Origin of the sequence: Leptospira sp. GIMC2001, assembly GCF_028462125.1 — a bacterium.
GTDB lineage: Bacteria > Spirochaetota > Leptospiria > Leptospirales > Leptospiraceae.
The window spans coordinates 69,998-96,125 of record NZ_CP115467.1 but is presented as its reverse complement, the minus strand read 5'-3'; the positions used below and the strand labels follow the sequence as shown (position 1 = coordinate 96,125).

At 38.4% G+C, this 26,128-nt stretch carries 21 protein-coding genes; 5 read left to right on the top strand and 16 right to left on the bottom strand.

Annotated features, from left to right (window positions below; translation table 11 throughout):
* Nucleotides 1–23: 23 nt before the first annotated feature.
* From speE to speD, 5 genes are all read right to left on the bottom strand, one after another.
* The gene (gene speE, locus O4O04_RS00445) at nt 24–866 is read right to left on the bottom strand and encodes a polyamine aminopropyltransferase (protein WP_272531597.1); all 843 of its coding nucleotides are present in this window, start codon (nt 864–866) and stop codon (nt 24–26) included.
* 209 nt (nt 867–1,075) lie between these two features.
* Nucleotides 1,076–2,284, bottom strand: a complete 1,209-nt coding sequence (locus O4O04_RS00440; RefSeq protein ID WP_272531595.1) for a TMEM43 family protein — start codon at nt 2,282–2,284, stop codon at nt 1,076–1,078.
* A gap of 90 nt (nt 2,285–2,374) precedes the next feature.
* Entirely contained in the window at nt 2,375–3,715 is a 1,341-nt protein-coding gene (locus tag O4O04_RS00435) for a PP2C family protein-serine/threonine phosphatase (protein ID WP_272531594.1), read from the bottom strand.
* A 136-nt stretch (nt 3,716–3,851) separates the two neighbouring features.
* Nucleotides 3,852–4,712: an S-adenosylmethionine decarboxylase gene (locus tag O4O04_RS00430; RefSeq protein WP_272531592.1), complete on the bottom strand. Its 861-nt coding sequence runs from the start codon at nt 4,710–4,712 to the stop codon at nt 3,852–3,854.
* Nucleotides 4,713–4,994: 282 nt separating this feature from the next.
* Nucleotides 4,995–5,387, bottom strand: coding sequence for an adenosylmethionine decarboxylase (speD, locus tag O4O04_RS00425; RefSeq protein WP_272531590.1), 393 nt, complete (start codon nt 5,385–5,387; stop codon nt 4,995–4,997).
* Between the two features lie 561 nt (nt 5,388–5,948).
* On the opposite strand from speD, the gene O4O04_RS00420 reads away from it, so the two are divergent.
* Nucleotides 5,949–6,392, top strand: a complete 444-nt coding sequence (locus O4O04_RS00420; RefSeq protein WP_272531589.1) for a hypothetical protein — start codon at nt 5,949–5,951, stop codon at nt 6,390–6,392.
* Between the two features lie 137 nt (nt 6,393–6,529).
* Nucleotides 6,530–7,747 (top strand): hypothetical protein, encoded by a 1,218-nt coding sequence (locus tag O4O04_RS00415; protein WP_272531588.1) that lies wholly within the window; start codon nt 6,530–6,532, stop codon nt 7,745–7,747.
* A 24-nt stretch (nt 7,748–7,771) separates the two neighbouring features.
* On the opposite strand, the gene O4O04_RS00410 is transcribed toward O4O04_RS00415, so the two are convergent.
* From O4O04_RS00410 to O4O04_RS00385, 6 genes are all read right to left on the bottom strand, one after another.
* A complete protein-coding gene (locus O4O04_RS00410) occupies nt 7,772–9,298 on the bottom strand; it encodes a protein adenylyltransferase SelO (protein ID WP_272531587.1) in 1,527 nt (508 codons plus the stop codon).
* A gap of 267 nt (nt 9,299–9,565) precedes the next feature.
* Nucleotides 9,566–12,823, bottom strand: a complete 3,258-nt coding sequence (locus O4O04_RS00405; RefSeq protein WP_272531585.1) for a chitobiase/beta-hexosaminidase C-terminal domain-containing protein — start codon at nt 12,821–12,823, stop codon at nt 9,566–9,568.
* 126 nt (nt 12,824–12,949) lie between these two features.
* Nucleotides 12,950–13,741 carry a hypothetical protein gene (locus O4O04_RS00400; protein WP_272531584.1) on the bottom strand — a complete coding sequence of 264 codons (792 nt, stop codon included), beginning with the start codon at nt 13,739–13,741 and terminating at the stop codon, nt 12,950–12,952.
* Entirely contained in the window at nt 13,728–14,951 is a 1,224-nt protein-coding gene (locus O4O04_RS00395; RefSeq protein ID WP_272531583.1) for a hypothetical protein, read from the bottom strand. Before O4O04_RS00395 ends, O4O04_RS00400 begins: the two co-directional genes overlap by 14 nt.
* The gene (locus tag O4O04_RS00390; protein ID WP_272531582.1) at nt 14,948–15,478 is read right to left on the bottom strand and encodes an RNA polymerase sigma factor; all 531 of its coding nucleotides are present in this window, start codon (nt 15,476–15,478) and stop codon (nt 14,948–14,950) included. The genes O4O04_RS00395 and O4O04_RS00390 overlap by 4 nt, the downstream gene beginning before the upstream one ends.
* 103 nt (nt 15,479–15,581) lie before the next feature.
* A complete protein-coding gene (locus O4O04_RS00385; protein WP_272531581.1) occupies nt 15,582–15,938 on the bottom strand; it encodes a hypothetical protein in 357 nt (118 codons plus the stop codon).
* Nucleotides 15,939–16,089: 151 nt separating this feature from the next.
* Between O4O04_RS00385 and O4O04_RS00380 the strand changes: the two genes are divergently transcribed.
* Together O4O04_RS00380 and O4O04_RS00375 are read left to right on the top strand one after the other, a co-directional pair.
* Nucleotides 16,090–16,506, top strand: coding sequence for a DUF2784 family protein (locus tag O4O04_RS00380; protein ID WP_272531580.1), 417 nt, complete (start codon nt 16,090–16,092; stop codon nt 16,504–16,506).
* A gap of 3 nt (nt 16,507–16,509) precedes the next feature.
* Nucleotides 16,510–17,964 (top strand): M23 family metallopeptidase, encoded by a 1,455-nt coding sequence (locus O4O04_RS00375; RefSeq protein WP_272531579.1) that lies wholly within the window; start codon nt 16,510–16,512, stop codon nt 17,962–17,964.
* 99 nt (nt 17,965–18,063) lie between these two features.
* On the opposite strand, the gene O4O04_RS00370 is transcribed toward O4O04_RS00375, so the two are convergent.
* A complete protein-coding gene (locus O4O04_RS00370; protein WP_272531578.1) occupies nt 18,064–18,561 on the bottom strand; it encodes an ankyrin repeat domain-containing protein in 498 nt (165 codons plus the stop codon).
* Between O4O04_RS00370 and O4O04_RS00365 the strand changes: the two genes are divergently transcribed.
* Entirely contained in the window at nt 18,542–19,345 is an 804-nt protein-coding gene (locus O4O04_RS00365; protein WP_272531577.1) for a prohibitin family protein, read from the top strand. The genes O4O04_RS00370 and O4O04_RS00365 overlap by 20 nt on opposite strands.
* 82 nt (nt 19,346–19,427) lie before the next feature.
* Here the strand turns inward: O4O04_RS00365 and O4O04_RS00360 are convergent, their stop codons facing one another.
* From O4O04_RS00360 to O4O04_RS00345, 4 genes are all read right to left on the bottom strand, one after another.
* Complete coding sequence (locus O4O04_RS00360) at nt 19,428–21,164, bottom strand: FG-GAP-like repeat-containing protein (RefSeq protein WP_272531576.1); 1,737 nt, start codon at nt 21,162–21,164, stop codon at nt 19,428–19,430.
* A 129-nt stretch (nt 21,165–21,293) separates the two neighbouring features.
* A complete protein-coding gene (locus O4O04_RS00355; protein WP_272531575.1) occupies nt 21,294–23,015 on the bottom strand; it encodes an FG-GAP-like repeat-containing protein in 1,722 nt (573 codons plus the stop codon).
* Between the two features lie 132 nt (nt 23,016–23,147).
* Nucleotides 23,148–24,470 carry an Lcl domain-containing protein gene (locus O4O04_RS00350; protein ID WP_272531574.1) on the bottom strand — a complete coding sequence of 441 codons (1,323 nt, stop codon included), beginning with the start codon at nt 24,468–24,470 and terminating at the stop codon, nt 23,148–23,150.
* A gap of 139 nt (nt 24,471–24,609) precedes the next feature.
* Nucleotides 24,610–26,052, bottom strand: a complete 1,443-nt coding sequence (locus O4O04_RS00345; RefSeq protein ID WP_272531573.1) for a WD40 repeat domain-containing protein — start codon at nt 26,050–26,052, stop codon at nt 24,610–24,612.
* Nucleotides 26,053–26,128: the final 76 nt, after the last annotated feature.

Here is a 26,128-nt window from a genome sequence, read left to right as displayed (position 1 = left end):
ATGCCCGAAAATTTGATCAAGAATTAGCTTCTCTTAATATACTGCTTAGCAAATTCAGGAAGCACAAATGCTGCCTTATGAATCTCTGGGCTGTAGTATTTTAAATTTTTTGGCACCCTACTTGGATCTGGAACTACCTCATAAGGATTGATCTTATTCGATAGAAAAGTGAATCCGATAATCCCGGATGGATAAGTCGGAATGGTCGTATAATAGTAACCATATTGAGGAAAAATTTTAGGAATGAACTCAAACAACGATTTGATGACATCGCCATGATACCAATAAGATTCAGCTTGAGTTGCAATGACTCCAGTTTCTCGGAGAGCTCCTGCCATATCACGATAGAAAGGTTCTTTGAATAGTACTTCCGCTGGACCCACTGGATCACTCGAATCAACTAAGATAACATCGAATCTTCCCTTGTTCTCGCGAGCAAATTTGGCACCATCATCATAGTGATGGATGACTTTTTTGTCTTTCATAGCTTCAGCAATTTCTGGAAAATACTTATAACAAGCGTCCACGACACCTTTATCAATTTCACAGAGAACAACTTCTTTTACACTTGGATGCTTGAGAACTTCACGAACAGTTCCGCCATCTCCGCCACCAATTACTAGAACATTCTCTGGATTTGGATGACTCATCATTGGAATATGGGCAATCATTTCATGATAGGAATGCTCATCTCGTTCGGTGACCATAGTCACGTCATCCAATGTAAACATCCTTCCGAAACTTTCGGTTTCGAACACGTCAATTTTTTGAAATGGGGTTTGAATGCTATCTAGCGTCTTTGTGACTCTATAACTAACTTTCCTTCCCTTGCTGATCTCTAACCCTTCTGTATACCAAATTTCCAAATAACGAATCTCCTATTCTTTTTTGACAGGTTAGTTGATTGGTCAGGTATGTAAAGGAAAAGTTTGAGTGCGAGAAATAGGCTTAGTAATGGGATCGTAACAATCCCCAAAGCCTGTATGAATTACAAGACTTTAGGGAGTTTACGAAACATTTTGAATAAGAAGGTCAAGGAACCCATTGTGATTCCTTGACATATCTAAAAAATCAATTAACCCGCTTGGGTACTTGGAGCGGCTCCACTTCCGGATGCTGCTGCTTTGGCTGCAGTTTCTTTCTTCTTCATATACAAGAAATATCCACCAGCGGCAACCACAGCGAGAAGTGCTATACCGAGTAATGGTCTATAGAAAATCCAAGCAAGTGCAATCACAAGAATCGTTAACACAAATGAGATGATTCCACAGATTAAACCGAGTCCCATACTTAGTAGATTACCAAGAACTGGTAAAACCACTCCCATAGTTGCAATCGGTCCTAAGATCATTTTAAGCCCTGTAAAGAACATAAAGAATCCAACAAATCTTACGATCCATGTCTGGAAAACATTTGCGTCTTGTGCTGCTTGGAACATTTCCTGTGCAGTATGAACTCCTTCGGTCAAATGCTCGATCGTAGTTCCTTGATCTGTCTTGAATGGACCGACTTGGCCATTATTCAATTTACCTAGAATCGAAACTTCTTGTGGAAGAACTGCAGTATGTGAAACTCTAATATCACCAATCTGTGGATCGGATGGTTTACCAATATAGATTTCATTGCTTGATACATTCGCACGACTTTTAATATCGGCTGGGATTTTCGATGTGGCAGCATTCGTATAATCAACGCTTACTTCTTCATTGATCTGAGAAATTAAACCGGCAGAAATTTTATAGTCGCCAACTTTTGCAGACTTAACCGACCAGTCTTCACTTTTGTAAGGCATAGTAGATGGGTTTGCATTTCTTGAACGGGCTGCTGGGTCTTTGAATCCATTTGAATTGATAAGTGTAGATGACCAGTCTTTGGAGTAAGTATATGTAGTCGTTGTTGTTTCTGTTCCACCAATTTTTTCTTCTTTTTTGGTTTCAGCATTTTCTTTCCATTGATACATTTCAACTTTTCTATCGAGACGAAAACCATTTAAGCTGATGCCAAAAGTAGGATCAGATACATTCTCTGTGGTTGTCGCCATTCCAGATCCGTGAATTAGTTTACCATTATATTCATTTGATGCTTTACTGATGTCGATCTCTACTACTTCAGAAGCTCCTTGATCAAGTCCTTTCGCTGTCTTAACTGAACATCCTTCGTTCATCCATAAAACTGGAAAAGCAGCGATAAATAATACTGCTCCCGTTAGAACACCTTTGATGGATTCGGTAAGCCGTTGTCCATAGTTCTTGCTTGTCACTTCTGTGTATGGTTCATTCGCCATTAATAATTCTCCTGATGAAATAGGTAGGATAGATTCTATTCCATATAGGATAGATTAGTCAATTTATTTTTAAATTTCATGTAGGGTATTTCACCCTATTGAAGTTGCAGCGACAATGGTAAGGTCATCTTGAATATAAGAATTGCGAAGAAAAATCTTTAGGTCATCCAAAACCTTGTTCATAAGTTTCGCTGAATCTAAATTGGAATCGGATTGATCAAAAAATGAAACAATTCGTTCTTCTCCGTACATATTTTTCTGTTCATCGAAGGCTTCCGTCAATCCATCTGTAAAAAGCAATAATTTCGAATCTCCGTTCAATCTAATTTTGTTTCTTCTGTATTCTGCATTGGGTTTCAAACCAATGATGGGACCAGTCTTTTCCAAAAATTTAACTCCGGTTTCATCCATAATGATTTGGGGAATATGACCCGCAGAAGCATAATAGATTTTCCTTCGCTTGAAATCCCAATCTAATACCACACAACTAAAGATCGCATGAAGGTCTTGGTAGTTGTTCAAAAATGCTCGATTGAGACTTGTTAGTAATTTGGCTGGATCAGAATATTCGGTTTTGCGATTGAGATATTCAGATAGAATAAGCATTGTAACCAAAGCTGCTTGAACTCCATGTCCAGTCGCATCTGCTATAAAAAACCTGAGCTTCGTGGATGATAATTCATCAACAGAATAAACATCTCCCCCAATCTCTGTCATGGGTTGGTAATGGGTAGTCACTTTAAAAAGTTCAGAAATCAAATTTCTCGAGGGCAGTATAGTTTTTTGGATTTTCTTAGCCAGATTCAAATCTTGGCTGAGTAGTTTGTATTTTTTTTCTGAGTCGATTCGATTGCGCTTCAATGCATTCAATACAACAGATATAGCAATATAGTTAACAAAGAGTGCGATCACAACGGATACCAAAACATCAACGTAACGATCCAATCGACTTGGGTAATCTAGACTTAAGTTCGGATAATGATAATCTACTAAAAATAATACGACCACATTAATAGAAATAACAACCAGATGGAAAATTCTCTCCCTGCCCTCGGAAAAAATCATGATCACAACAACAAGAAGATAGAAAAAAATTATATTTCCACCATCGATTCCTGCATTCAGAAACCAAAGCAAATTGAAATAACTAGCCGAAATATAGTAAAAAAGTCTTACTCCAAAATTATAACTAAGCCAGCTTTTAAATAGTGATCTATGAAATCCAAAAAACAATACAGCCATAAATGCTGTGACTAGTGTAAGATAGATATTCAGATCAAGAACTATATTAAATAAAGTTGCTGCAGCTCCACAGAAACCACCGTAGAAATATACAGTTAGAAGAAATCGAAGATTGGTTTCTTGCAGAGAAATATCACCGTAAACGATTCTATTCTGAATTCTCCAAATTTTGCGAAAGTAATGAAGCACAACAACCCATAAGGATTCTTGAGTAAATTAATTTCAAGCTTAAAAAATAGAAAACCCACCCTGGTGGAATAACCAAGATGGGTTAAAAAAAGGTATACTAAGAAATAAATTTCCTAGTATAGAATTTGCTGAGTCTTTAGAAGCGGTTAACGACGTTGAGTCTAATTGTTCCGCCACCAAAGAATTTCTTTGTGAACTCTCCAGCAACTTTTGGATCATAGCCTTTGCAAGAAAAGATATCAATGTAAGAAACATTGGTGTCGTTTGCAAAGTGAGCTGAGATACAAGAAGTCTCGATGAGTTGAAACATAGAGTATCCAGCAACTCTCTCGTCTTCACCGAAGTGAACAACATGAGTATCACCAAATCTTTTCATGTCAATCAACTCACATAGTTCCACAACATATCTACGGATCGCATCTGCGTCGCGAATCGTTTCTGGATTGCAACCTTCTAGATCGATACTTGTCAGAAGTCCCCAAGCACCTTCTTGGAAAGCTGGGAAAATTCTGAGATTTGGATCCTTTTGAATCTCATCTTGGATGAAACTGCTGAAGTGACCATTGTATCTCTTTCTCAGTGCTTCAAAGAATGAATCATTTTCTTGCAATACTTCAGGATTGAGCATGTAAGAATCATAAGAGATTTCTTCACCTGCTAAAATATCCTTCAAAGCTACAAGAGTGATCTCACCTTTGAATCCACAATTCGGGTTACCGCTTGTGCGAATCAAATTGATTGTGTCAGGTCCATCATCATGGATTGGCGTAACCAAATAAAGATCTTTAGCGATTGGGTGAGCGTAAGCGTGAGTGCCTAAATTGAATAATTCATTTTTATGCACTACTTTTCCACCCCAAACTGCAACAGTCTCTCCTTTAGATATAGGAGCATTCGTTACAACGATCGATTGTCCCGCTTCGTTCTCTACAGTCTCGAGAGATCTGTGAAGGTAGGAAAATCTAGACACCAGCTTGTCTTTGTTAAAAAGTTTCATTTTGTGAAACCTCCTCTAGCAAAATATTTTTTAGTTTTTGTCCAGCCCAAGGCGAGATCGTGGAAGGGATCTCTGAGACGAGAAGCTGGTTTTGCTCGCAAGAAATTTGCGCAAAAGACCCAGAGAGACCCGTATGATCGGTCCCCACGAAGGTGTCCCGTAACGAAGTTACAGAGAGATTCTGGATGTTTGGTTGGTGGAAGGTAAGGTAGATAGCTTCAGAGCCTAGGGGGTCTTCACCCGGAGGTTCCTCTACTACCTCGAAATTCACTTGGTTCGTCATTAAGCGTTAACCGGCTTATGGTGCAATTCAACACCAACACCAAGGTTTAAAACACCTCGATTCATCTCGACGACAGAAACATTCTTAGCACCAAATTTCTCTCTCATATAATTGAGAGCAGCTTGGTTGTCTATAACATCTCCACAAGTAAATACATCTACAGCTGCGTAACCATATTCTGGCCAAGTGTGGATGGTGAAATGTGACTCACTGATCACAACACAACCGCTCACGCCGTGAGGATTGAACTTGTGAAATGAAGGTTTGATCACAGTAGCACCAGAAACTTCACATGCTTCTAACATGATGGTTTCCACTAGCTCGTGGTTATTGATCGACTCATGGTCGCAGTCGTAAAATTCGGCAATCACGTGTTTTCCCAATGCTTTCATTCTTTTTTCGTCTACAGCCTCCTTAACAGCTTAAGCTAAAACAGAAATTTGACCATAAATACCAAAGCCCTCTCTGAACAAGCTAAAAATAAAATATGTCCCTCTGAAAAGCCCGATTTTTATTGTCAATACACCTATTCGACAGAAAAAGATTCAAGATTACGTAAAATAATTAAAAAAATTGAGATCCTCTATTCTGATTGAAGCATTTATTAGTTTCGTGAAACCTTTTCTGTAATGATGGTCTTTTCTGCTAATTCACAGAAAAGTAAAATGTTGAAAGAGATTGCTGGGTTATATGATGGTGTTATGGTTGGTTCTAATTCACCAAAGCCGGGGGCTTAAGCCCCCGCATGGAGATGATATAGAGTTGACATTGTGCGAATGAACTTTTGACAAGTTATATGTAGATTGATCGTGAGAAAAGCGAGGGGCTTAAGCCCCGTCCCGTCCATGCGAAGAACCACCAAATTTATTTATCGCATCAATAGAAGATTTATCGCATCAATAGAAGATTCATCGCATTAATAGAAGATTCATCCATTTAGAGTAAAACCATTTATGACAAATAATAAGAAAATCATCTGGATCATAATTTCCGTTTTGATTATATCAATCATCGCAAGTCTTGGGTTCTTATTGTATAAGCAATATGGATCTGATGACAAGCCTGAGTGGTCTCAAAATAAATCATCAAGCTATGCAAGTGCCGAACTAAACCAAAAACCAATTTTGATTGCCATGGTCGAGTACCCTTGCGGAGAAGAGCCAAAAGGAAATCCCTGCCCGCTCGCAGAAACAATTCCTGACTTGAAAGATTTTGTTTTGTTAGAAGTGATAAAGAACTCACAAGAATTTCATGAATTTACTTATGACGATAGATTCCAAGCTGAGCTTGAACAATTGCCAAAATTTTTCTTGCTGAATCCTTCTGGTGAGTTACGAGATGTTCAAGAAATTTTCCCTAAGGGTGAATTGCTAGCAAGATGGAAACGCATTCGATAGGGTCAATTCATCTGACGCGCATTAGTTGATATATCTTGTATTAGAAAAAGATTCGATAAAAACCTTACATTCCAAATTCAATATTTTGAACGAAAATTTATTGACTCAAAGGAATCATTGAAGTATTTATATGATTAATGAAATTTTTAAACCTTTGGAAATTTGTTTTAATCATTTGGATTTATTTGTCGTATTTTAATCTTTCTGCTCAATCGGGTAAGTTATTGGTAGTGACAAGCAATTCTGATCAAAAGATGGATGTTCTTGCAATCACAAGTGACTCCCAGACAATTCTTCCATTCCCTGAGAAATTCAAATCGCAAGGGCTCGCATTTCCCAACCGAATTGAGATCTCCAAGAAAAGAATCCTAGCTGTGGTGAATCCACTCTTAGATTTAAAGCGGAAATTACTAATTTATGAATGGGAATCGGGGCTTCTATCCGAGTTGAACTATCCACAAGATACAGGAATTAAAGTTTTTAGAGGAATGCTTGCCTTCTTAGATGAATTCAATCTTCCTATTTTTGGTGAATTACACCAATCAGGTGACCAAAGACTGTTTCGACTCAATGAGGATAAACAAGTTTTTTATCCTCATATTGATACTTATCGCAAAGCTGCTGCTCAAATCGATGATTTTCTATCAACCGGTGAACATATTTTTAGAATTTTCATCAAAGATAAATCTGTTAAAGGATTGGAAGATATTATGGCAAGTGCACAAGAAGGATTTTCTCAGAAATTATTCTATTGCAGTAGTTTAAATTGTAAACCAGAAGAAATTGCTAGTGATAAAGTTATAACCAGCGCGCGAATCGTCAATCAAGGAAAGCATATCATTTTCTTAACTTATGTTTCTCGAACTAAAGATAAAAAACGTTATAATTTAGAATCGTATGATAGAACTCATAAAAAACGAAGTGTACTTTTTAGCTTTGAAACCGGCATAAAATCACCTGATGGATATTTCAATCGAGGGAATCCAACATTTCGAGTTTTAAATAACTCAAGCTTAGTATTTTTCACAAAAGAATTATCAAATGATGAGGACAGTATACAAAATTGGAAACTTGTGAACGTAGAATCTGGATTAGTTGAAGATTTTAAATTGCCTGAAGGCTACAAATGGGCACCGATGTTGCCAGTCAGTTATCACAAAAGCACCAATGCTTCAGATGTAACAACCTTAGATCCGTTTCTCGTTTTCATAAAAAGCAATTATGATAGAAAGAATGGTTGGCAAAGCCAGCTTAAAGTTATCCAATTTCCAGAAAAGAAAACGGTGCTTGATATCGATATGAAATCTGTAAATGTTTTAAATGCAGCCTATGTTGAAGGGATTTCATTTCCTTAGTCCATAATTGAAGAATTGGCTCACTTAAGTTCCACAGAAAGTTTTATAATTTTGATCTCCTCCCTCCTGAGGTAGATGATAGGATGTCGAAATATTTTCTCTCTCGTATGGTTTTTGCAAAATTTCTAGAAATCTCTTCAAAGGAGTCAGATCATTATCTCTACTTGCTGCAATCAGAGCTTCCTCGACTTTGTGATTTCTTGGAATAACGGACGGATTGTTCGCTTTCAAAATTTTGAGAACATCCTCCCAGCTTATATTCAATTCATTAAGTCGACTTTTCCATTCTTTCTTCCAATTTAGAAATTCTATGTCAAGATACAGACTGTTCTCTGGATAATCTTTGCTCTCTAAAGCCAAAAAAGTATTGGTATAATCTGCTTGGTTTTTTTCCATCCATAAGCGTAGGTTCTCGACCAAGCTTCGATCCTTCTCCGAAAGATTTGGAATTCCTATCTTGAGTCCCATCATCTGCCAATACTTCTGATCAAAACTATCTGCATACGAATCAAGAACCGATCGAGCAAGTTCAATAGCCTCATCATTGTTAGTATGAAGCAAAGGCAAAATAGCATTGGCAAAACAAGCTAGGTTCCACTGAGCAATTGCTGGCTGACTTCCAAAAGCATACCTCCCTTGCCTATCAATCGAACTAAAGACCGTCTTCGGATCATAGGAATTCATAAAAGCACAAGGACCGTAGTCAATAGTCTCACCCGCAATACTCATATTATCTGTATTCATAACTCCATGTATAAATCCTACTCGCATCCAATGTAGAATGAGATCCAATTGTCTCTCCATGACAGTTTGAAAAAAAGTCAACATAGGATTCGAAGAATGATTAGCTTCTGGATAGTGTCGATTGATCGTGTAACTAGCAAGCTCTTTGGATTCTTCGGGTGTTAGAAAATGGTAAGCAAATTCAAAAGTCCCCACTCGGATATGACTTGCTGCAACCCGTGTGAGAACTGCACCTTCTTGAATTTCTTCGCGGTATACTTTTTCACCAGTTGCAACAACTGCGAGACTTCGAGTCGTTGGAATGTTAAGATAGAACATTGCTTCACTAATTAAATATTCACGTAACATCGAATATAGTGTCGCTCTCCCATCTCCTCCTCTGGAAAAGGGAGTTAATCCTGCACCTTTGAGTTGAATGTCAAATCGAGATTCGTTACTTGTAACCTGCTCTCCAAGTAAAATCGCCCTCCCATCACCTAACATCGTAAAGTGACCGAATTGGTGCCCTGCATAAGATTGCGCGATAGGTCTTGCACCCTCGGGGATTTTGTTTCCAGAGAAAATACTGGCGAGTTCTTGGGATTGTTCTGAGGAGATCTTTTGATGGATGACAGTATCAAATTGCTGCGAATTTGAAGATGAATGTGAATTGTTTAGATCTACCAAATCCAATCCATTTGCCAATGGTCGATTCCATAAAACCAGCCGGGGGTCTGCAACTGGTGTAGGCTCTATTTTTCGAAAGAATTTTTCGGGCAAAGATGTATATGTATTTTGGAGGTTCCAGTCAAGTTTTTGCTGAGGCATGATATTCAAAGATTAGACTTTGAAATCTCATCCGATTTACCTTTTTTGATAAAGATGGTTTACATGCAAATGTTCAAGCCAAGTAATAGACAAAGAAAACCTCAACGAAATGCTTAGAATTTGAAAGTTACATGGAGGGAATGATTACCATTTAATCCGTGATCCCCATTTTCTTCTATTCCTAGACTCCATGGTGGCCGCTCCTCCATTTTCCGCGACATGCCATCATAAATAAATGCAGCAGATCCAAAAATCCAATCCCCATAATTACCATAGGAACAAACCTGGTTTGAAAGAATTTGCCTCATTTTGCGTCACCACAATCAGCCTTCCGTTGATCGGATCAATGACTGCCGATGGATATTCGCCCGAATTCGTTCCCTGTCCTGCCGATATATCAGAATGGGTGCAATTAGTTCCATCTAGGTCACAGCGAAAAAGACCCGGTCTGGCACCGTTGGCTATATTCAATGTAACCACCAGGAGTTTCTGATTGATGGAATCAATAACTGCCGATGGATGATAGCCCGATGGATTATAGCCCGAGTTATCTCCCTGTCCTGCCGATATATCAGAATGGGTGCAGTTAGTTCCATACAAATCACAGCGAAAAAGACTCGGTCTACCACTGCCAAAATTCATTGTTGCCACTAGGAGTTTCTGGTGGACGGGATCGATCACCGCTGATGGATTCGCGCCCGAGCTATCTCCTTGTCCTGCCGATATATCAGAATGGGTGCAGTTAGTTCCATCCAAATCACAGCGAAAAAGACTCGGTCTACCACTATTGCCAAAATTTTGTGTAGCCACCAGGAGTTTCTGGTTGATAGCATCAATGACTGCCGATGGATAATAGCCTGAGTTAGTTCCTTGCCCTGCCGAAATATTGGTATGGGTGCAGTTAGATCCATCCAAATCACAGCGAAAAAGACCTGGTCTGCTCCCGTTGGCACCGTTCCTTGTTACCACCAGGAGTTTCTGGTGGACGGGATCGATCACCGCTGATGGAGACTCGCCCGAGTTAGTTCCTTGCCCTGCCGAAATATCGGTATGGGTGCAGTTAGTTCCGTCCAAATCACAACGAAAAAGACCCGGCCTGCTCCCGTTCGCACCGTTTGTTGTTGCGACCAAGAGTTTCTGGTTGATAGTACCAATCACAACCGATGGAAATTGACCCGAATTCGTCCCTTGTCCTCCCGATATATCAGTATGAGTGCCGGCTACAGCAGTTCCATACGGAACAGTTGTAGTAAAAGCAGATACCTCGGGAGAGAGAGCCGAGCTTCCGCCAGAAGAAGTTGCAACTACTCGAAAATAATACAACTGTCCAGCAGACAGACCTGTGAGTTGGGCATAGAGGTTCGAGACTGGGCCGAAACTACTCGAGGATGTCGTGACTCCCGGTGACGCTGCATAGTAGACAATGTAGGAGGTAGCTCCAGCAGAAGGGAACCAGTCAATAAAGGCACTAGTTCCACCAGCTAATGCCTTTATTGTATACGGCGGATCGGGAGGTCCGATATAAAAATTGTCTGAGGCTAGTGTACTCGTGTTCCCTGCTTGGTCTCTTGAGATGGCTCGAATGCTTCGATTTCCATCCGAAAGAGTGACGGGTGTTGTATACAGCAAACCATTTGTGATGGTACCAGAAGCATTAAAGGTTGGCGTGGTTCCATCGAGGGTATAGGCAATCTTTTCACAGCCCGATCCGCTATCACTGCAAATGAGAACCATCTGGGTTCCGCTAGCAAAAGGTCCACCACCCGAAGGGGATGTGATAGCTAAGGTAGGTGCCGTCGTGTCTTTTGCCACAGTTCTTGTAGTGGATCCGAAATTTCCAACTAGGTTTGTTACACAAATGCGGATTGTATGAGTGCCCTCCGTGGTAAGGGTGGAATTGGCAAGAGTAGTAATTGTATTTGGTCCACCGGCTATGACAGAGCCTATCGCATTGGTATTGCCACCGCCATTTGTCAGAGCTGTTCCATTGGTACAGTCTGTTCCCCCCAATCGGAACTGGTAGTTGCCCGCCCGAGAACTCTGCCACTGGAATTCCATGATATCAGTTGCATTGATCGCTGTTGTATTCGAATTCACCGTGATACTCGCAACTTGCGTGTCCACCGTATAACTTTGACTCACGACAGAAGATACATTACCAGCAAGGTCTCTTGCTCGAAATTTGATCTGAGTTACCGATCCATCTGTCATAGATATGGGAACATTATTGTATTGCACACCTCCTGCGATATTTCCTGTTAGTCCATTGATTGCGGGATCGGCAGGAGTCGAACCCACTGCCGTTGTATAGGCAATTTTGTCACAACCGCTTCCTCCTGGATCGGAACAAGATAAAGAAACAGATGTTGCCACACCATAACTTCCGCTACCAGGATTTGGAGTGATCACAGGTGCCGTATCGTCCCGTCTAATGGAAAATGTGACTGAACCGGTTAAGCCAGAGCTGTTATCGGCAACACAAATTCGATAGGTTTTTGTTTCTTCAGTAGTAAAATGCGTGTTTGCTGTTCTTGTAAACTGCGGAGTTGCTCCGGCTCCTACGGCTGTCGGGCCAGCGACTATACTTCCGCTATTGCAATCTCCCGCATTTTCTCGGATGGTATAGTTCCCAGCACGGTCTGTTGTCCAATCAATGGTAGCTGAATTGATAGCTCCACCATTCACACTGATTGCTTGTGTAGATTGGTTAGTAATTGTTACACTGGGGATATTGGAATCAATGATAAAGGTTTCCAAAATGGGTGGATCAGAAATATTTCCCGCAAGATCCCTACATCTTGCTCTGAGTTCATAAGTTCCATCTGGGCTTAGTAATATGTTTCCTGATTTTCCAGAGAGAACTGTACCATTCGAGGGAAAACTTGGGATTGCCCCATTGATTGTATAGATAATATTTCCAGGAGCAATATTGTCCGCACAAGTCAAGGTTATAGTCTGTCCAGTGGTAAAGGCTCCTCCCGTTGGTGAGATTTGTAAAACTGGGGATGATGTATCATTCAAGATAGTTACAATGGTAGTATCGTTAGCTGTGCCATCCCCATCAGTGTCAAAACCTAGAATGTTTCCTTGTTCACCAACAATCAAAACCACTGGTTGACCCGTTCCTCCAATACCTGTTGTCAAGGCTGCAGGTGGATTCGGGTTTATAAAAAAATCTGGTTGTCCATCCCCGTTGATATCAACGGCATCTGGAATTCCATCTCCTGTGGTATCGATCAATAGGATATTGGGAACTCCATCTCCTGTTAAATCAATTCCATCTGAGACTCCATCTCCATTTGAATCAACAAGTGTTCCTTGATTTTCGCCTGTTCCCGTTAAGTCGATCGAACTTCCTGGAGATAAATCGGCCTCTCCTCCTGCATTTCCTCCACCAAGGTTGACTCCGCCTAAAAGAAGTAGGAGGGAAAAGTCTGCCTCTTTGCTACTGCTTGGAAGTAAGAAGCAATTGCTGAACAGAATGATTCCTGTTAGGAGAATGGATCGGGATATAAGCTTTTTCATTTTCAATTCCTAAAAAATAAGTTCTAAATGTAATACGATTCTACAAGGAAAATGTAAAATCAGTTTTCGTTTTTTTTGCGGAAAATTGGAAATTTTGTACAATAATATAGATAAGACAGATCGAAATTAGAAATACCGAGTTACTTTCCAGTGAATAGAATGCTCTTTCGAAGTCCTGAGACTGCTTTCTTCGGAATCTAAAGGCCGAGGGTCTATAAATAAACCATCGTCGATTTCTATTCTAACAGAACCGGGTTCAGGAATTTTGGGTGTAACCAAGAAGCTTGCATCCGCAATATTCAGAACATAGAGTAGCCCTGTGACAAAAAAGAAAAAACCCGCTCGCTCATAGGCGTGGTCGTATCTTGCCCTCTTGGCTTCGATTCCCGCAAGATCCCAACTATGTGTATTATCTAGAGAACGCTTTGCCTGGTAGACGTTCGAATACTCTAAAACATTCACAGCAAGCATACCAAAAATTCCTATCGACCAAAGAAGCCCCTTCTCCCATTCCCCATTTTCGTATCGTTGTACTCCAGGGTAATAGAAACTCTTTCGAATCCAATCTTGCTTTTTTTCTAGTTGAAGCTTATCTCTTCTCTCTTCTCGTAATCGATCCAAGAACAGAGTAGACTTCTCTTGGATTACGGATTCCGATTGATCGGACGCCGATTTCTCCAATTCCAACAGATTTCGATCGAATTTCATATCTCTCAATTCTTCTGTCAATAACCGATTCTTCTCTTCAGTCTCCAGATTTTTTTGTTCCAGTCTCTGGTATTCCTCTTTCCAATTTCTATCATTTGGTTCAAGGCTCTCGGCTTGAATGTCCTCTAAAATTGTGGTGCCTAGAACTATAACTATGATTAGATGAACTACATAAAAATGGAAAAGCTCAATTCTTTTAAAAATTTTCAATGCCCTTGATCTTCCCCCAATCTATCTCTTGGATCCCTTCTATACTATGAATCATCCATTTACCGGACCTCATAAATACATAACCTTCTTTTTTTTCTCCGTTTCGGAATTCTACCATCTGGAGTTGTTTGTATTTTTTTTTCAGATCTTCCGAACTCAGACGGGATGACTTCCCATCTATTGAATCCAATTGAAAAGCATCGAATTTTTTTTCTAATACTTTTCGATCTCTCTCAGATAGCCGAACCATTTTCCATGGGAAAACCGGAATGCCAGTGTTACCGATCTTATTCTCTGATTCAAGATTTCTGGGCAGTCGAAATTCCTGGTCTTTGGAGAGAGAAATTTCCTTGGAATCGGCATCCGTCATTCTTACCAAAATCGCTCCATCTAGAACCGTTACCTTATCCCCAGTGGAATCGGTTTTAAAATAAGCGACTGTACCTTTTTTGGTATAACGGGCATTATCTGTTTTTAGCTCCCAGAATTGAGTTAAAATTTTTGTAGGATTTGGTTCATTATTTTTATTTTGGAAAGAATTCTCAAATTTTTCCTTATTGGCAGATTCAACTTCATCCGATAGAAGCATACTTCCATAGCTCATCTCCCAAGTCTCCTTTTGCAAATCGCTCCATTGCAAGCTGTATATCCCCGCTCCAATGAGCTGGATTTTTCTCGAGCCATCTATACGGTCGTTCGTATATGATTTACTCTTTAGTTCTAGATAGGAATTTTTCGAAAGTCGAAAAAATATTCGGGAATTATAATCTAACACTTGCTCCTCTAACGAGGTTGGATCGACGGGTTTCGAATCTAGGAAAATTTTCACTCCTGGTGAAAACCCCGAAATATAATAAGGACTTTGAAAATTTGCATAGAGTTCTTGTTTTAGAAAATAATTCTGAGTAAAAAACAATAAAAATCCCAAAAGAAATATAGCGGCTATTCCCATATATTTTGTTTGGAATAAAAATTTAAGGTTAGACTTTACTCTGGGAATGGATTTCGTTCTTACCAGACGATTTCTAGCTTCTTGGAAAATTACCTTTTCACGCTCAATACACGCTACTTCATTCAGACTAGATGGTTGAATAGGATAGTAAATGTCTTCCCATTTTTTTAAATTTTGGAATGATAGAGGAATGTCGCCCTCTTCTTCCCATAAGGTTTCGAAAATTTGTTCCCAGGATTTATCCTTCTCTGATTTCAAAATAAATCCTCTGGCTTGAGGTTTAATTCCTCAAAATCAAATCGAAGCAGTTCCATTCCTTTTCTATAATCGCTGTGGATGGTCTGCCTTGTTAGAGATAAAAAGTTGGATATATCCTCGATTTTCCATCTATCTATTAGACGAAGTTTTAAAACTTCTCTTACTCTTAGATCTACATCTTCCCTAGTTAATATATTATTAACTGTTTTAAAAATCAGTTCGCTATAGTCCGTTTGATCAATTTTACCCTGTTCCCAGTCATTCTCCAATGCTTCCGTGGAGACTTCCAACTTCTTATATGACTTACGGGTATCATCAATAAATTTATTGTAAGCAACTTTATAGAGAAAGCTCTTGAAGGTTGCTCCAAAAATGGAATCAGACTTTTGGTATATTTCAATAATTTCCATAATCGTATCCTGGAGGATATCTTCTGCCCATTCATGGCTTCGGGTTTTGGACAAAAGGAATCTATATAGGTCCGGTCTTAACCGAAAGTATTCTTTTTCTATATCTCCTAGTTCCAAATTTTCAACTCGGTAAAAACATATCCCTATTGTTTATACGATTGAAAGTGGATTATGTAAAATGAAATCGAGAATTTTTCTAGTGCGATATTCATGAATAAATTTAAAGTTCCAAAAACACAGAATCTTCTATCTCTTCCCAAGAATAACTCATGATTTGCTCTCTTAGAATAAATCGGATCCTACTCATGTCGGCATCAAGAAATTGCAATACCAATGTTTTTCCAGTTTTCAATTTAACCTGCATAGTGTATTTTTCAGTATTTTCGATCTTTTTGATATGTTCTCTGGGAATTCGATAGTCTCCCAATGGCGATGTCACAAGTGCATAGTCTCTATTCAAGCGGATGATACGGACAGTTAATACATCTCCATTTTTGAAATATATTCTCTCTGAAAATAATGGAAATATTAAGCAAAAAAATATCAAAATCGTAGAATATAGGATATGCAACCTCATCAACAACAAACTTGATTTTATTGATAAATATTACCACCAATTAAATAAATAATTTATTCGTTCCGGCCAAAGATCCAATCGGTATTCTATGATCTCTTATCTTTTCCTTCGAAAGAATGTGATGGGCAGGTAAAGATAAGAAATAGATTATGTGCTAGATTCAAAAAATCAATTTGAGTATTCTGTTAATATGGAAAAGGTAACCTTTCTCTGGATAATCAATATTGTATTATTTCAAATTCATAGCTTCGTCATAGTCATCAATTTATTTGCCTGGATGTCATGGAAATTTAGAAAATTACATTATGCAGTGATTAGTTTGACTATTTTTTCTTGGATTGTCTTGGGTTTTTTCTATGGTTTTGGATATTGCTTTCTAACAGATTGGCATTATGATATTCTGAGGGATCTTGGATATTCGAATTTACCATATTCTTATATCAAATTTTGCTTAGATAGTATTTTCGGATCAGACTTGAATCCATTTTATGTGGATATCGGAACAGTAATTGGTTTTGTAATCGCAGTTGCAGGCGCTGTTAATAATTTATTGTGGAGGAGGAATTGAATTTTGAAGACTTACATTTCTATATTGGTACTTTTTGTCATTCTAATATCGAGAATTTACGCCGAATCCATTGATCATCCTGATACTATTGTTGCTAATGTGAATAGTAAAGAATGGGAAAAAGCAAAAAACGGCCTGAACATCTATAGGACAAATAATCCTGAAGCAAAATGGACATATGCAACTGGTATATGGGTTTTAGAAAATTTACATGAATATGAAGAAGGAATCGACCTTGGAAAGATTGGATCTGCGAAGTGGCCTGAGGATATTGCCATAAAAAAGGCCAACTCGCAAATTCTCTATAAGAAAGCAAAGTCTTTGATTGAGGCAAAAACAGATCTCGCTAAGATCTATGATCTTTTCGAACATTCTTATGATTTGCACCAAAGAGATTTTGTTCTAGCTGAAATCATTCTGAACTTACGAGAGAGAAAGATGTATGAACAAGCTTTGGATCGAATTCAAGAAGGGAAAAATAAATTTCCAAATTCAGAATATTTTTCGAATCTCTTACCCTATACAAGTTATCTTCATTTTAAAGAAATTTTTGAAACTAAAAATTCAAAAAAAATTAAAGAATATATCGAAAAAGCTGAATCTAATTTGGATAGAACGAAAAATCTTTCCAATCAATTTTATTACTTGAGAATCATTAACTTAGGGCTAAGGGAATTGAATGATCAGGCGTATTTCGAAAGAATCTATTCTACTTTAAAATCCGAATTCACGAAAGATCCATTCGTGTATGATGAATACGGGTTCCAACTATATGGAACATTTCGCACGCATAACAAACCAGATAAAGAATTAAAAAATCTTGCTATTGCTTCTCGAAGAAAAGCATATGATATGTATTGGAAGAACAATCAACTTCCAAATCCGATTCAGAATCTTAATTTTCCCTTAAAAGGAAACTATGCAATCTGGGCTGAATTTGGAGGCACAGCGATGACTCATAATGGCTTTGCAAATTATTGCTATGATTTTGCGGCAGTCGATGAGAATAAAAATATTTTTAAACCAGGAAGTCAAGGCGATTCCAATAGTGATTACTATATGTTCGGACAGCCTATCTACTCTGTTGCGGATGGAGTGGTAACAAATACAATAGATAAGTATGAAGATAATATTCCTGGGGGTTATTCAGCTGAAGCGAATACGATTACTATTGATCACGGCAAATTCTTATCATTTTATGCTCATAATAAATTTGAATCAACTTTTGTAAAAGCTGGTGATAAAGTCCAAGCTGGACAAAAGATTGCCCTCGCCGGAAATTCCGGTATGTCTAGCCAATCCCATCTTCACTTTTGCATCTATAGCAAACCACAAGCCAATTCAGAATCGATTACAATCCCTTTTAAATTTAAAAGTACTGATATTATTCGAAACTCAGAGATTCTAAAAAATTCAGATAGCATGTATAAGGAAAATGACATAGTAATTATGAAATAAATATTTTCTTGATTATAAATTTTTTGGAATATAGAGTTGAACAGTAATAGGAAATGAGAAATAAATTAGTTACGATTTCTTGAATATTCTGATTGATCTCTACTTGCTTGTAGTCTGCAAAAGATTGAGAATTTCTATTTCGCCTAATCTTTTTGCAATGGAAATTGGTGTATCTCCATCTCGATCTATTGCTTTTGGATTGGCTCCGTAGCTCAATAAGTATTTTACTATTTCATGATTGGCTCTTTCCACTGCTCGATGAAGAGGCGTATCATTTGCACGGTTTCGAATAGATACGCTTGATCCCTTTTCGAGCAGATACTTAACAATTTCTTCTTCTTCAGCTTCAATAGCTACAAAAAGAGCTGTCTCCCCATAAGCATTCTTTTCGGTGATTGTCGCTCCATCATCGAGTGCCTTCTTTAATTGTGCAAGATCGCCCATTTCTGCTGCTTGAAAAAGCCTTACATGTGTAGATAATTCAGGTCGTATCGGTTCTTCACCAAAACAGAAAAATGAATTCGCTACAATTAGTGTAAAAAGAGTCAAATATTTAGTCAAACGGAGAAATTTAGTTATGGTAAAATGGATTGGCATTTGTCTTTTGTTCCTTTTGTTTTCAACATCAAATTGTGTTACAACTATTAGACCTGGTGAAGTTGGCCTAGATTGGCGACCTTACTCGACAGGACTGAGCGAGAAACCCCTCAAGCCAGAAACCTATATCTATGCACCTTGGAATAGCATATTTGTGTATTCTACTCAATGGCAAACTTATAAAGAAAAAGTAGACGTTCTGACTAGAGACGATCTTACCATTCACGTAATAGCAGATATTACAGTTCGTCCAGCAGAAAATAAAATCTACTTTTTAGAAAAAGAAATTGGTCAAGACTACTACACAAAAATTATCAGTCCTCAGTTTCGAACTGCAGTAAGGAATATAATCTCTAATTATCCAATGGTAAGAATCTCTAAAGAAACCAAAGCAATTTCACTTGGAGTCAAAAAACTATTAGTAGAAAAATTGGAAGGTAAGTATATTATTATTGATGATGTCATTATAGATGATGTTGATTATTCACACCCGATTCTGAAAGCAATCGAAAATAAACTCACAAAAGAGCAAGAAATGGAAACCATGAAGTTCGAGATCGATATAGCGAACAAAGATGCTGAAATTACAAAAATTAAAGCAAATGCATCTGCCGAAGCTCTCTTGATACAATCCGCAGCACAAGCTAAGGCGCAAAAAATGATTTCTGAAAAGCTGGACTCAAAATATATTCAGCTCAAAGCCGTCGAAAATCCGAATAACAAACTCATCATTATGCCAGCCGGATCAGGTGGAGTTCCTGTAATATTGAATACTGAAAAATGATTAATTGCCTTTTAGAAATGCAATCTAATCTCCGTTATTCTAAATCTGAATAAATTAGGTTATGAATAAATTAGTTATTGATTCAATGCCCTATGGATAGTCCAAATGCTGATTGCGTAATTGCTTGTATTTTTTTGTTGGCATTAGAATCTGATCCACTTGTCACTGAAGACCCAGAATTTTTAAAAAAGTGAACAGCTCCCGGATTCGGAGTGCCTGGAGCTGATACTAAAATATCTATATTAGAATCAGAGTCATAGTCAAGCGCAGCAACGAATCGACCAAATTCACCATTTGCTACAGTTCCCGTAAATGTATAGTTAGCTGACATTTCATTGGAAGCTGATACACCACTTGATGATCCATTAAAAATATATGCTTCTCCTAATGATGTTGAAACTCCATATGATCCAACAACTACATCATAAAACCCATCTCCATTGAGATCATAGGATCGAATTGAATTTCCAAAATTTGCATTTGTTCCTTTGGTAGAAGTAATGATATTTGTCGCCGTTGTATCATTTCCAGAGGATATACCACTATTCGAACCATTAAAAATATAAACTGTTCCTCCAGTATTTGCACCACAGGCTCCGATCAGTAAATCATCGATGCGATCTCCATTGATGTCTCCTGAGTCCATAGAACATCCGAATCGACTACTGGTTGAAGTATTGGTTCCCGTGATCTTTGTATTAGCTGATGTATCAGATCCAGATGACAATCCAGTACTCGTTCCATAATATAAGTAGACACTTCCTTGACTCGCCGTTCCATTATTAGCACTTGGAGCACCGACAACCAAGTCAATATTCCCATCTCCATTGATATCCGCTGTTAATAGACTGTCACCAAATCTCTCTGTTCCTGTTCCAGAGATTGTTGAACTTGCAACTGTTGAATCAACTCCACTTGAAATTGTGGTCGGCTGTCCGTTAATAATATAAACGCGGCCTTGAGAACCTCCAACCTGTAAGCCAGTTCCGAGTATAGCCTCATCATAGCCATCAGAGTTTAAATCTCCAGATGCAACAGCTATTGCAAGGCGTCCGGAAGCTACATTTCCTGTTATGATCACATCTGCCGAATTATCGGCAATGCTTGCGATACCATTTTCCCCACCGTAAAGAATATAAACTCTTCCCGTGTTAGGTGCAGGTGCATATAAATTCGCCGAAGTCAATATATCGGCAAAACCATCGCCATTAAAATCACCAGTCGCTGTAGGTTCTCCGAGACGACCATTGGCAGTTCCAGTGAACACACTGTCCGCATCGGTTGACACGGTTGCAGTGATTCCTTCTTCTGATCCAAGAAAAATTCTCAGTTCTCCAAAAATTGAATTAATTGTAACCGCACCCACTATAAGATCAGGAAATCCATCTCCATTTACATCTCGATTCTTTCCTTTGCGAACAGAAATGGAAGTCACTTGTGAAAATAGGGATTGCTTGACGGAGCGCACTGAGATTTTATGAAGGCTTCCTAATTTCCAAGAATTTGATCCAGTTGGCAGTTTGAACTTCCAGTTCTCGGACCCGCTAGCACTGACAAAATCTCCATCATCTAAACTGACCTCGACTGTAACGTCAGCCGCAGCCTTCCCAATTGTAAATCCTGATTCAAGGACTGAGTTGTTCTTTATGAGAAGAAATGTTGGTGAGTCAGGAGTATTAATTGCACTATTGATTATGAACGCCGATCTTAATACCGACAAAAATGCATTGGGATCTAGCTGGTTTTCCTGGAAATACAAACAGGAAGTGCTAAAAAATAATGTAGATAATGAAATAAATATTTGACTGAGTAATCGCATTCAAAGATTCCATAGTCATAAAAATCTAATATTCATAAAAAGTATAGTTTAATATTAAGCTTTCACTAAATTGATTTGGAAAAAAATAAAGAATTATAGATAAATCAAAGCTGAATATTCCACCAACTATCAATGAACGAGCGACGAGCCAAATCCTGTACCCCCTTGAATTTTTTGATTGGAATTGAAATCGGATCCGGTAGCAATTCCAGTTCCAGAATTTCTGAAAAAATGCAAAACGCCGCTACCACCTGTAGCTGCGATTACCAAATCTGTATTCGAATCAGAATCATAGTCAAAAGGAGTTAAAGCAAAACCCAACATACCATTTGCATTAGTTCCAGTAAATGCTGCATTAGCTGAAGTTTCATTTGCAGCTGTAATGCCATTCGTTGAGCCATAAAAAATATACGCTTCCCCTAAGTTCGTTGAAACAGCAGAAGAGCCGACAAGCAAATCTTGAATTCCGTCATCATTTATATCTGCAGATCTTACTGAACTTCCGAATAGAGCAGAAGTTTTTGTAGAAGAGACGATAGTGTTTGCTGCTGTATCGTTAGCTGATGATATTCCGCTGGTAGATCCATTGAAAATATACACTTTGCCATTTGTGTCTGCACCACATGCTGAAAGAATTAAATCATGGACATTGTCCCCATTTAGATCTCCATATCCTATTGAGCATCCCAGTTTACTACCGAATATATTTGTTCCGGTAATCGTTGCATTCGCTGATGACTCATTGCCTGAAGGAATGCCAGAAGTCGATCCATTGAAGATAAAAACTCTGCCCTGTTGTGCCAATGTATTTTGAGCAAAAGGTGCACCCCCGATTAAATCAGTAATCCCATCACCATTGAGGTCAGCGGTTTGCACGGACTCGCCTAATCTGGAAGCAGATCCTGTTAAAGTCGTATTTGCAAGAGCAGTATCAATTCCGCTTGGAATCGAACCCGATCTTCCATTAACAATGTATATATTACCATTTGAGCCAGACTGCAAATATGCTCCAATTATCACTTCATCATAACCATCTGAATTCAAATCACCTGCCGCCAAAGATCGACCCAAATATCCACCAACACTACTTCCATCTATAATAACATTACCAGGATTGTCTAACGTACTTGGTACACCGCTCTCGCTTCCGTAAAGAATGTATGCCCGACCTGCATTTGCATTACCAGCAACCGTAAAAATAAAAGCAGATGTTAAAATATCTGAATATCCATCACCGTTGAAATCACCTGATACTGTAGCTATTCCTAGACGACCTAATGCAGAGGCAAATAATGCAGTATTAGCTTGCGAAGAAAGAGTCGCACTGATTCCATTTTCACTTCCATGAAAAATACTCACTAGTCCAAAGTTCGAATTAGCGTTAGGAGAACCGACTATTAAATCCGTGAATCCATCTCCATTCACATCACGATTTGTTCCCTTGCGGACACTAATTGTTGTCACTGGTGACATTAATGCATCTCTTGTTGCTCGAATCGATATTTTGTGCAGGCTTCCGAGTCTCCAAGAATTGGAACCTGTTGGTAATTTAAATTTCCAATTAAGGGTTCCAATCGCGCTGGTAAATTCTCCATCATCTAAACTTACTTCAACAGAAGAATCAGCTGATGCTCGTCCGATGATAAATCCTGATTCAAGTATTGAGTTATTCTTAATGGCAAGAAAGGTCGGAGTCTCCGGAGCAGAACTTGTTCTACTCGAGAGCAATATTGTTGTTCTGAGAGCAGACAATAAAGAATTGGGATCAAAAAGACTCTCCTGAAATCCAACGCAACCAGAAATAAACAAAAATATGCCAGACAGAATTAAATTATTAAATTTTTTTTGCATTTTTTATCCCAGGCTTAGGAAATATTTAATAATTTAACAGTAAAGAAATATTTATAAATTTTCAATATTTTGCCATACTAAAAAAAGTAAAATTAGAAATAAATTTAGGATTTGTATACATATTGAGCATAATCAAAAATCAGAGACGCAGCGGACATTTTCATTACTTCCTTTTGTAATGATTCCTTGATAACCGCTATTGCCAAAATTTACAGACTGAGCAAAATTCCAATCCAATGAATTCGTTGTCGAACTCAAATAAGACCAAGAGTCCGTATTCGGAAATATAGATGTATTGATTGTTGGATTATTGATCGGATGATTTACGATCAATGAATACAATTCACTCGTATTGGGTAATCTCCAATTTCTCCCACCTAATGATAAATTATTGCAATTGGTAACTGCTCCTAACCAATTGCTTTTGATAAGCGCACCTGTGCAATCGGGAGGCGTCTGCCCTTGGCTACATTTTTGCCAGAATAAGCCCAACCTATTGTCGCGAATAGTTCCATCACCCTGATCCACCCAATTGGAAGATTCCACACGTGAATTCCCTGAAACACAGCGAACGTTTCGTACAGCAGTCTTAGCAAGCTGTTGAATCTGACCTGTAGTCATTAATACTGGCATAGCTTGAGTTACGTCAAGTGAAGTTATGCTCAAATCTTCAAATCCTCCTAACACATTAGGGAAATGAATAGGATCGATCAGCGGAGCAGAGGCTCTTCCGTAATCCATTAATGTCTTAAGTTCATCCAAAGTTGGCAATCGCCAATCCGTTTTTCCAGCGTAGCCACTTCCAGAATTGAGCGAGTTTAAACTACTGCAACCAATAGGTCCTGTCTGAGCGTCAGTCCAATTCATAGCAACAGCAGCATTCAATTCACAAAAAGCACCATTGGCACCTTGCCTACAACTACGCCATGTTAGGTCAGTTACTTCATCATAGGTTGTGAAGTCAGCAACGAAACTACTTTGGGTCGGTCCGACAAAATTTCGAGCAACACCTTTTTGTGTGAGTCCATCTTCTCCAGCCGTAAGTGTGTAGCCGCCGATGGTTCCAGCTCCAGTCTTAATCAAAGGGTAACTATAGAAAGAGTCCGACGTAACAACAGCACTGCGACTCGAACCTTGGATTATCGCTATCGCTTTTAAAGTTTTTCCAGCGAGAAGCCAAATATGAATTGGAGCCGTATAAATGGTTGACTCTTCGGTCGGGTCTGAGCCATCTATTGTATAATATATACTTGCACCTTCTGTAGCTGATGTGATTGTAATTCTCTGAGGTGTGGTGTATAGCCCTGGACTCGGACTAAAACTTGGACTGGCAATAGTCGCTGATGTTGTTAATAAAGGAGCATACCGCAAGACATTCAGTACAGAATTAGGATCTAATTCATGTTCCTTAAAAACCAAACATGAATGGAAAAATAAAACGCCAAAAAAGTACAAAACTAATCGTGAGATGAGAACTGAGATATTCACAAAGCAAGCGAATATTTATTTACTAAAAAAGTAAAGATTTATTGACAGTTTCCTGAAAACTCAATTGATTATTTTTCATAAATACAGATTAAATTTTTAAATATAACTATTGTTTTTTTAAATTCCAAGGCCTAACCCAATCAGCTGATTTAGGTTTCGAAGATTCAAATCGAACTAATATCCAACCTAAGTCTTTATTTATCTGCTCGATAGCACCTGTGTATTCCTTTCCTTTTACATTTGCGAAAACCCGATCTCCTACATTCCAGATTTTTAAGGGATCTATTTTTCTATCTTCGATATTTATAAATCGGACGGAAGACGCTTCTGCCCATAATTTGTCCTTCGGTTTACTATCCGGAAATTCAATTAAGACTTGATCGATCTTGGGTGCAATCTGTCCAACAAAACCTCGCGTCCATTCACCGGCTAGATTGACTTCAACTTCATGACCAAGTTTAAAATCCTCAGCTCCATAGGAAGACGAAAGCTGTGATATCTCTTTCTTCGATCCAATGTCATATACCGCAAAACTGATGTTGTCTGGAAGATCGAAAAAGAAAAATGAAGCAACGGCAAGGGAAGAACCATCACTGCTCAGATCGAATCTAAAGATTTGCATATGACCAACAAACTTGGTTATAGAATTTGTTTTTACGTTGAGAATTTGTATAAATTCTGTGGAATCTCGGCGACCGACAATCACATATTCACCGTTAGGATGAAATACTATCTCACTGAAACCCAACAATTCCATTGGAAGGCTTTTGATAAGTTTTCCAGTTTCTAGATTGAAAAGATTTATTTTATTCTTCTCGGCTTCAGCAGAAACAAGCAGATTCGATTTTTCATGAATTGCAAATCTTCCATAATCTTTCTGACTTGCAAAATACTTCTCAGCACCCGTCTCAACATTCCATGCAACCACACCATGTCTTGAGTTCTCGACCATTCCATAGATTACGGAATCGTCATGAGAAAAAAGGATTTGGGATATTACTATTTTCTTTGAAGAAAGTTTTAGAATCGTCTTGATAACTTTTCCAGTTTCTCGATTGTAAATAAGCAGATTCGTAACAGATTTTTTCTCATCACCAACAGAATTTGCAACAGCAACTAGTTGGTTGTTGGAACTCAAATCTACACTTAATACTTCCCTCTCGACATTTATTTCTGAAACCAACTTCCAATTATCCGTTGACCAGAATAAGATTTTGTTTCCACAAACAGCGTAAAAAAATTTCCCATCTTTGGAAAATTTTAAATTGCTGAGGGCTACAAGAGATGTTCCCAAGCCATCAATTGACTGCATAAGTTTTCCCGTATATAAATTGCGGATCTGAATCAAGACGGGAGAGGATTCTTGGAATCCGTTCTTTCCACCAATTGCAACAATTTCTTGATTAGGAGATATAGCAGTGTGGAATACTTTGGTTATCTCTGATTGAGGAATTGACCATCTTGGGTTTCGGCTAACTTCTATTGAGTATATAGGAATTATACAAATAAGAAAGCTCAATAAAATTTGTTGAGGTTTTGGCAAAATCATAAATCGATCCTTAAATAGAACTCAACTAATTCTTAACAAAACTTTGCATATGATCAAGATAAAAAAGAAATTTTTT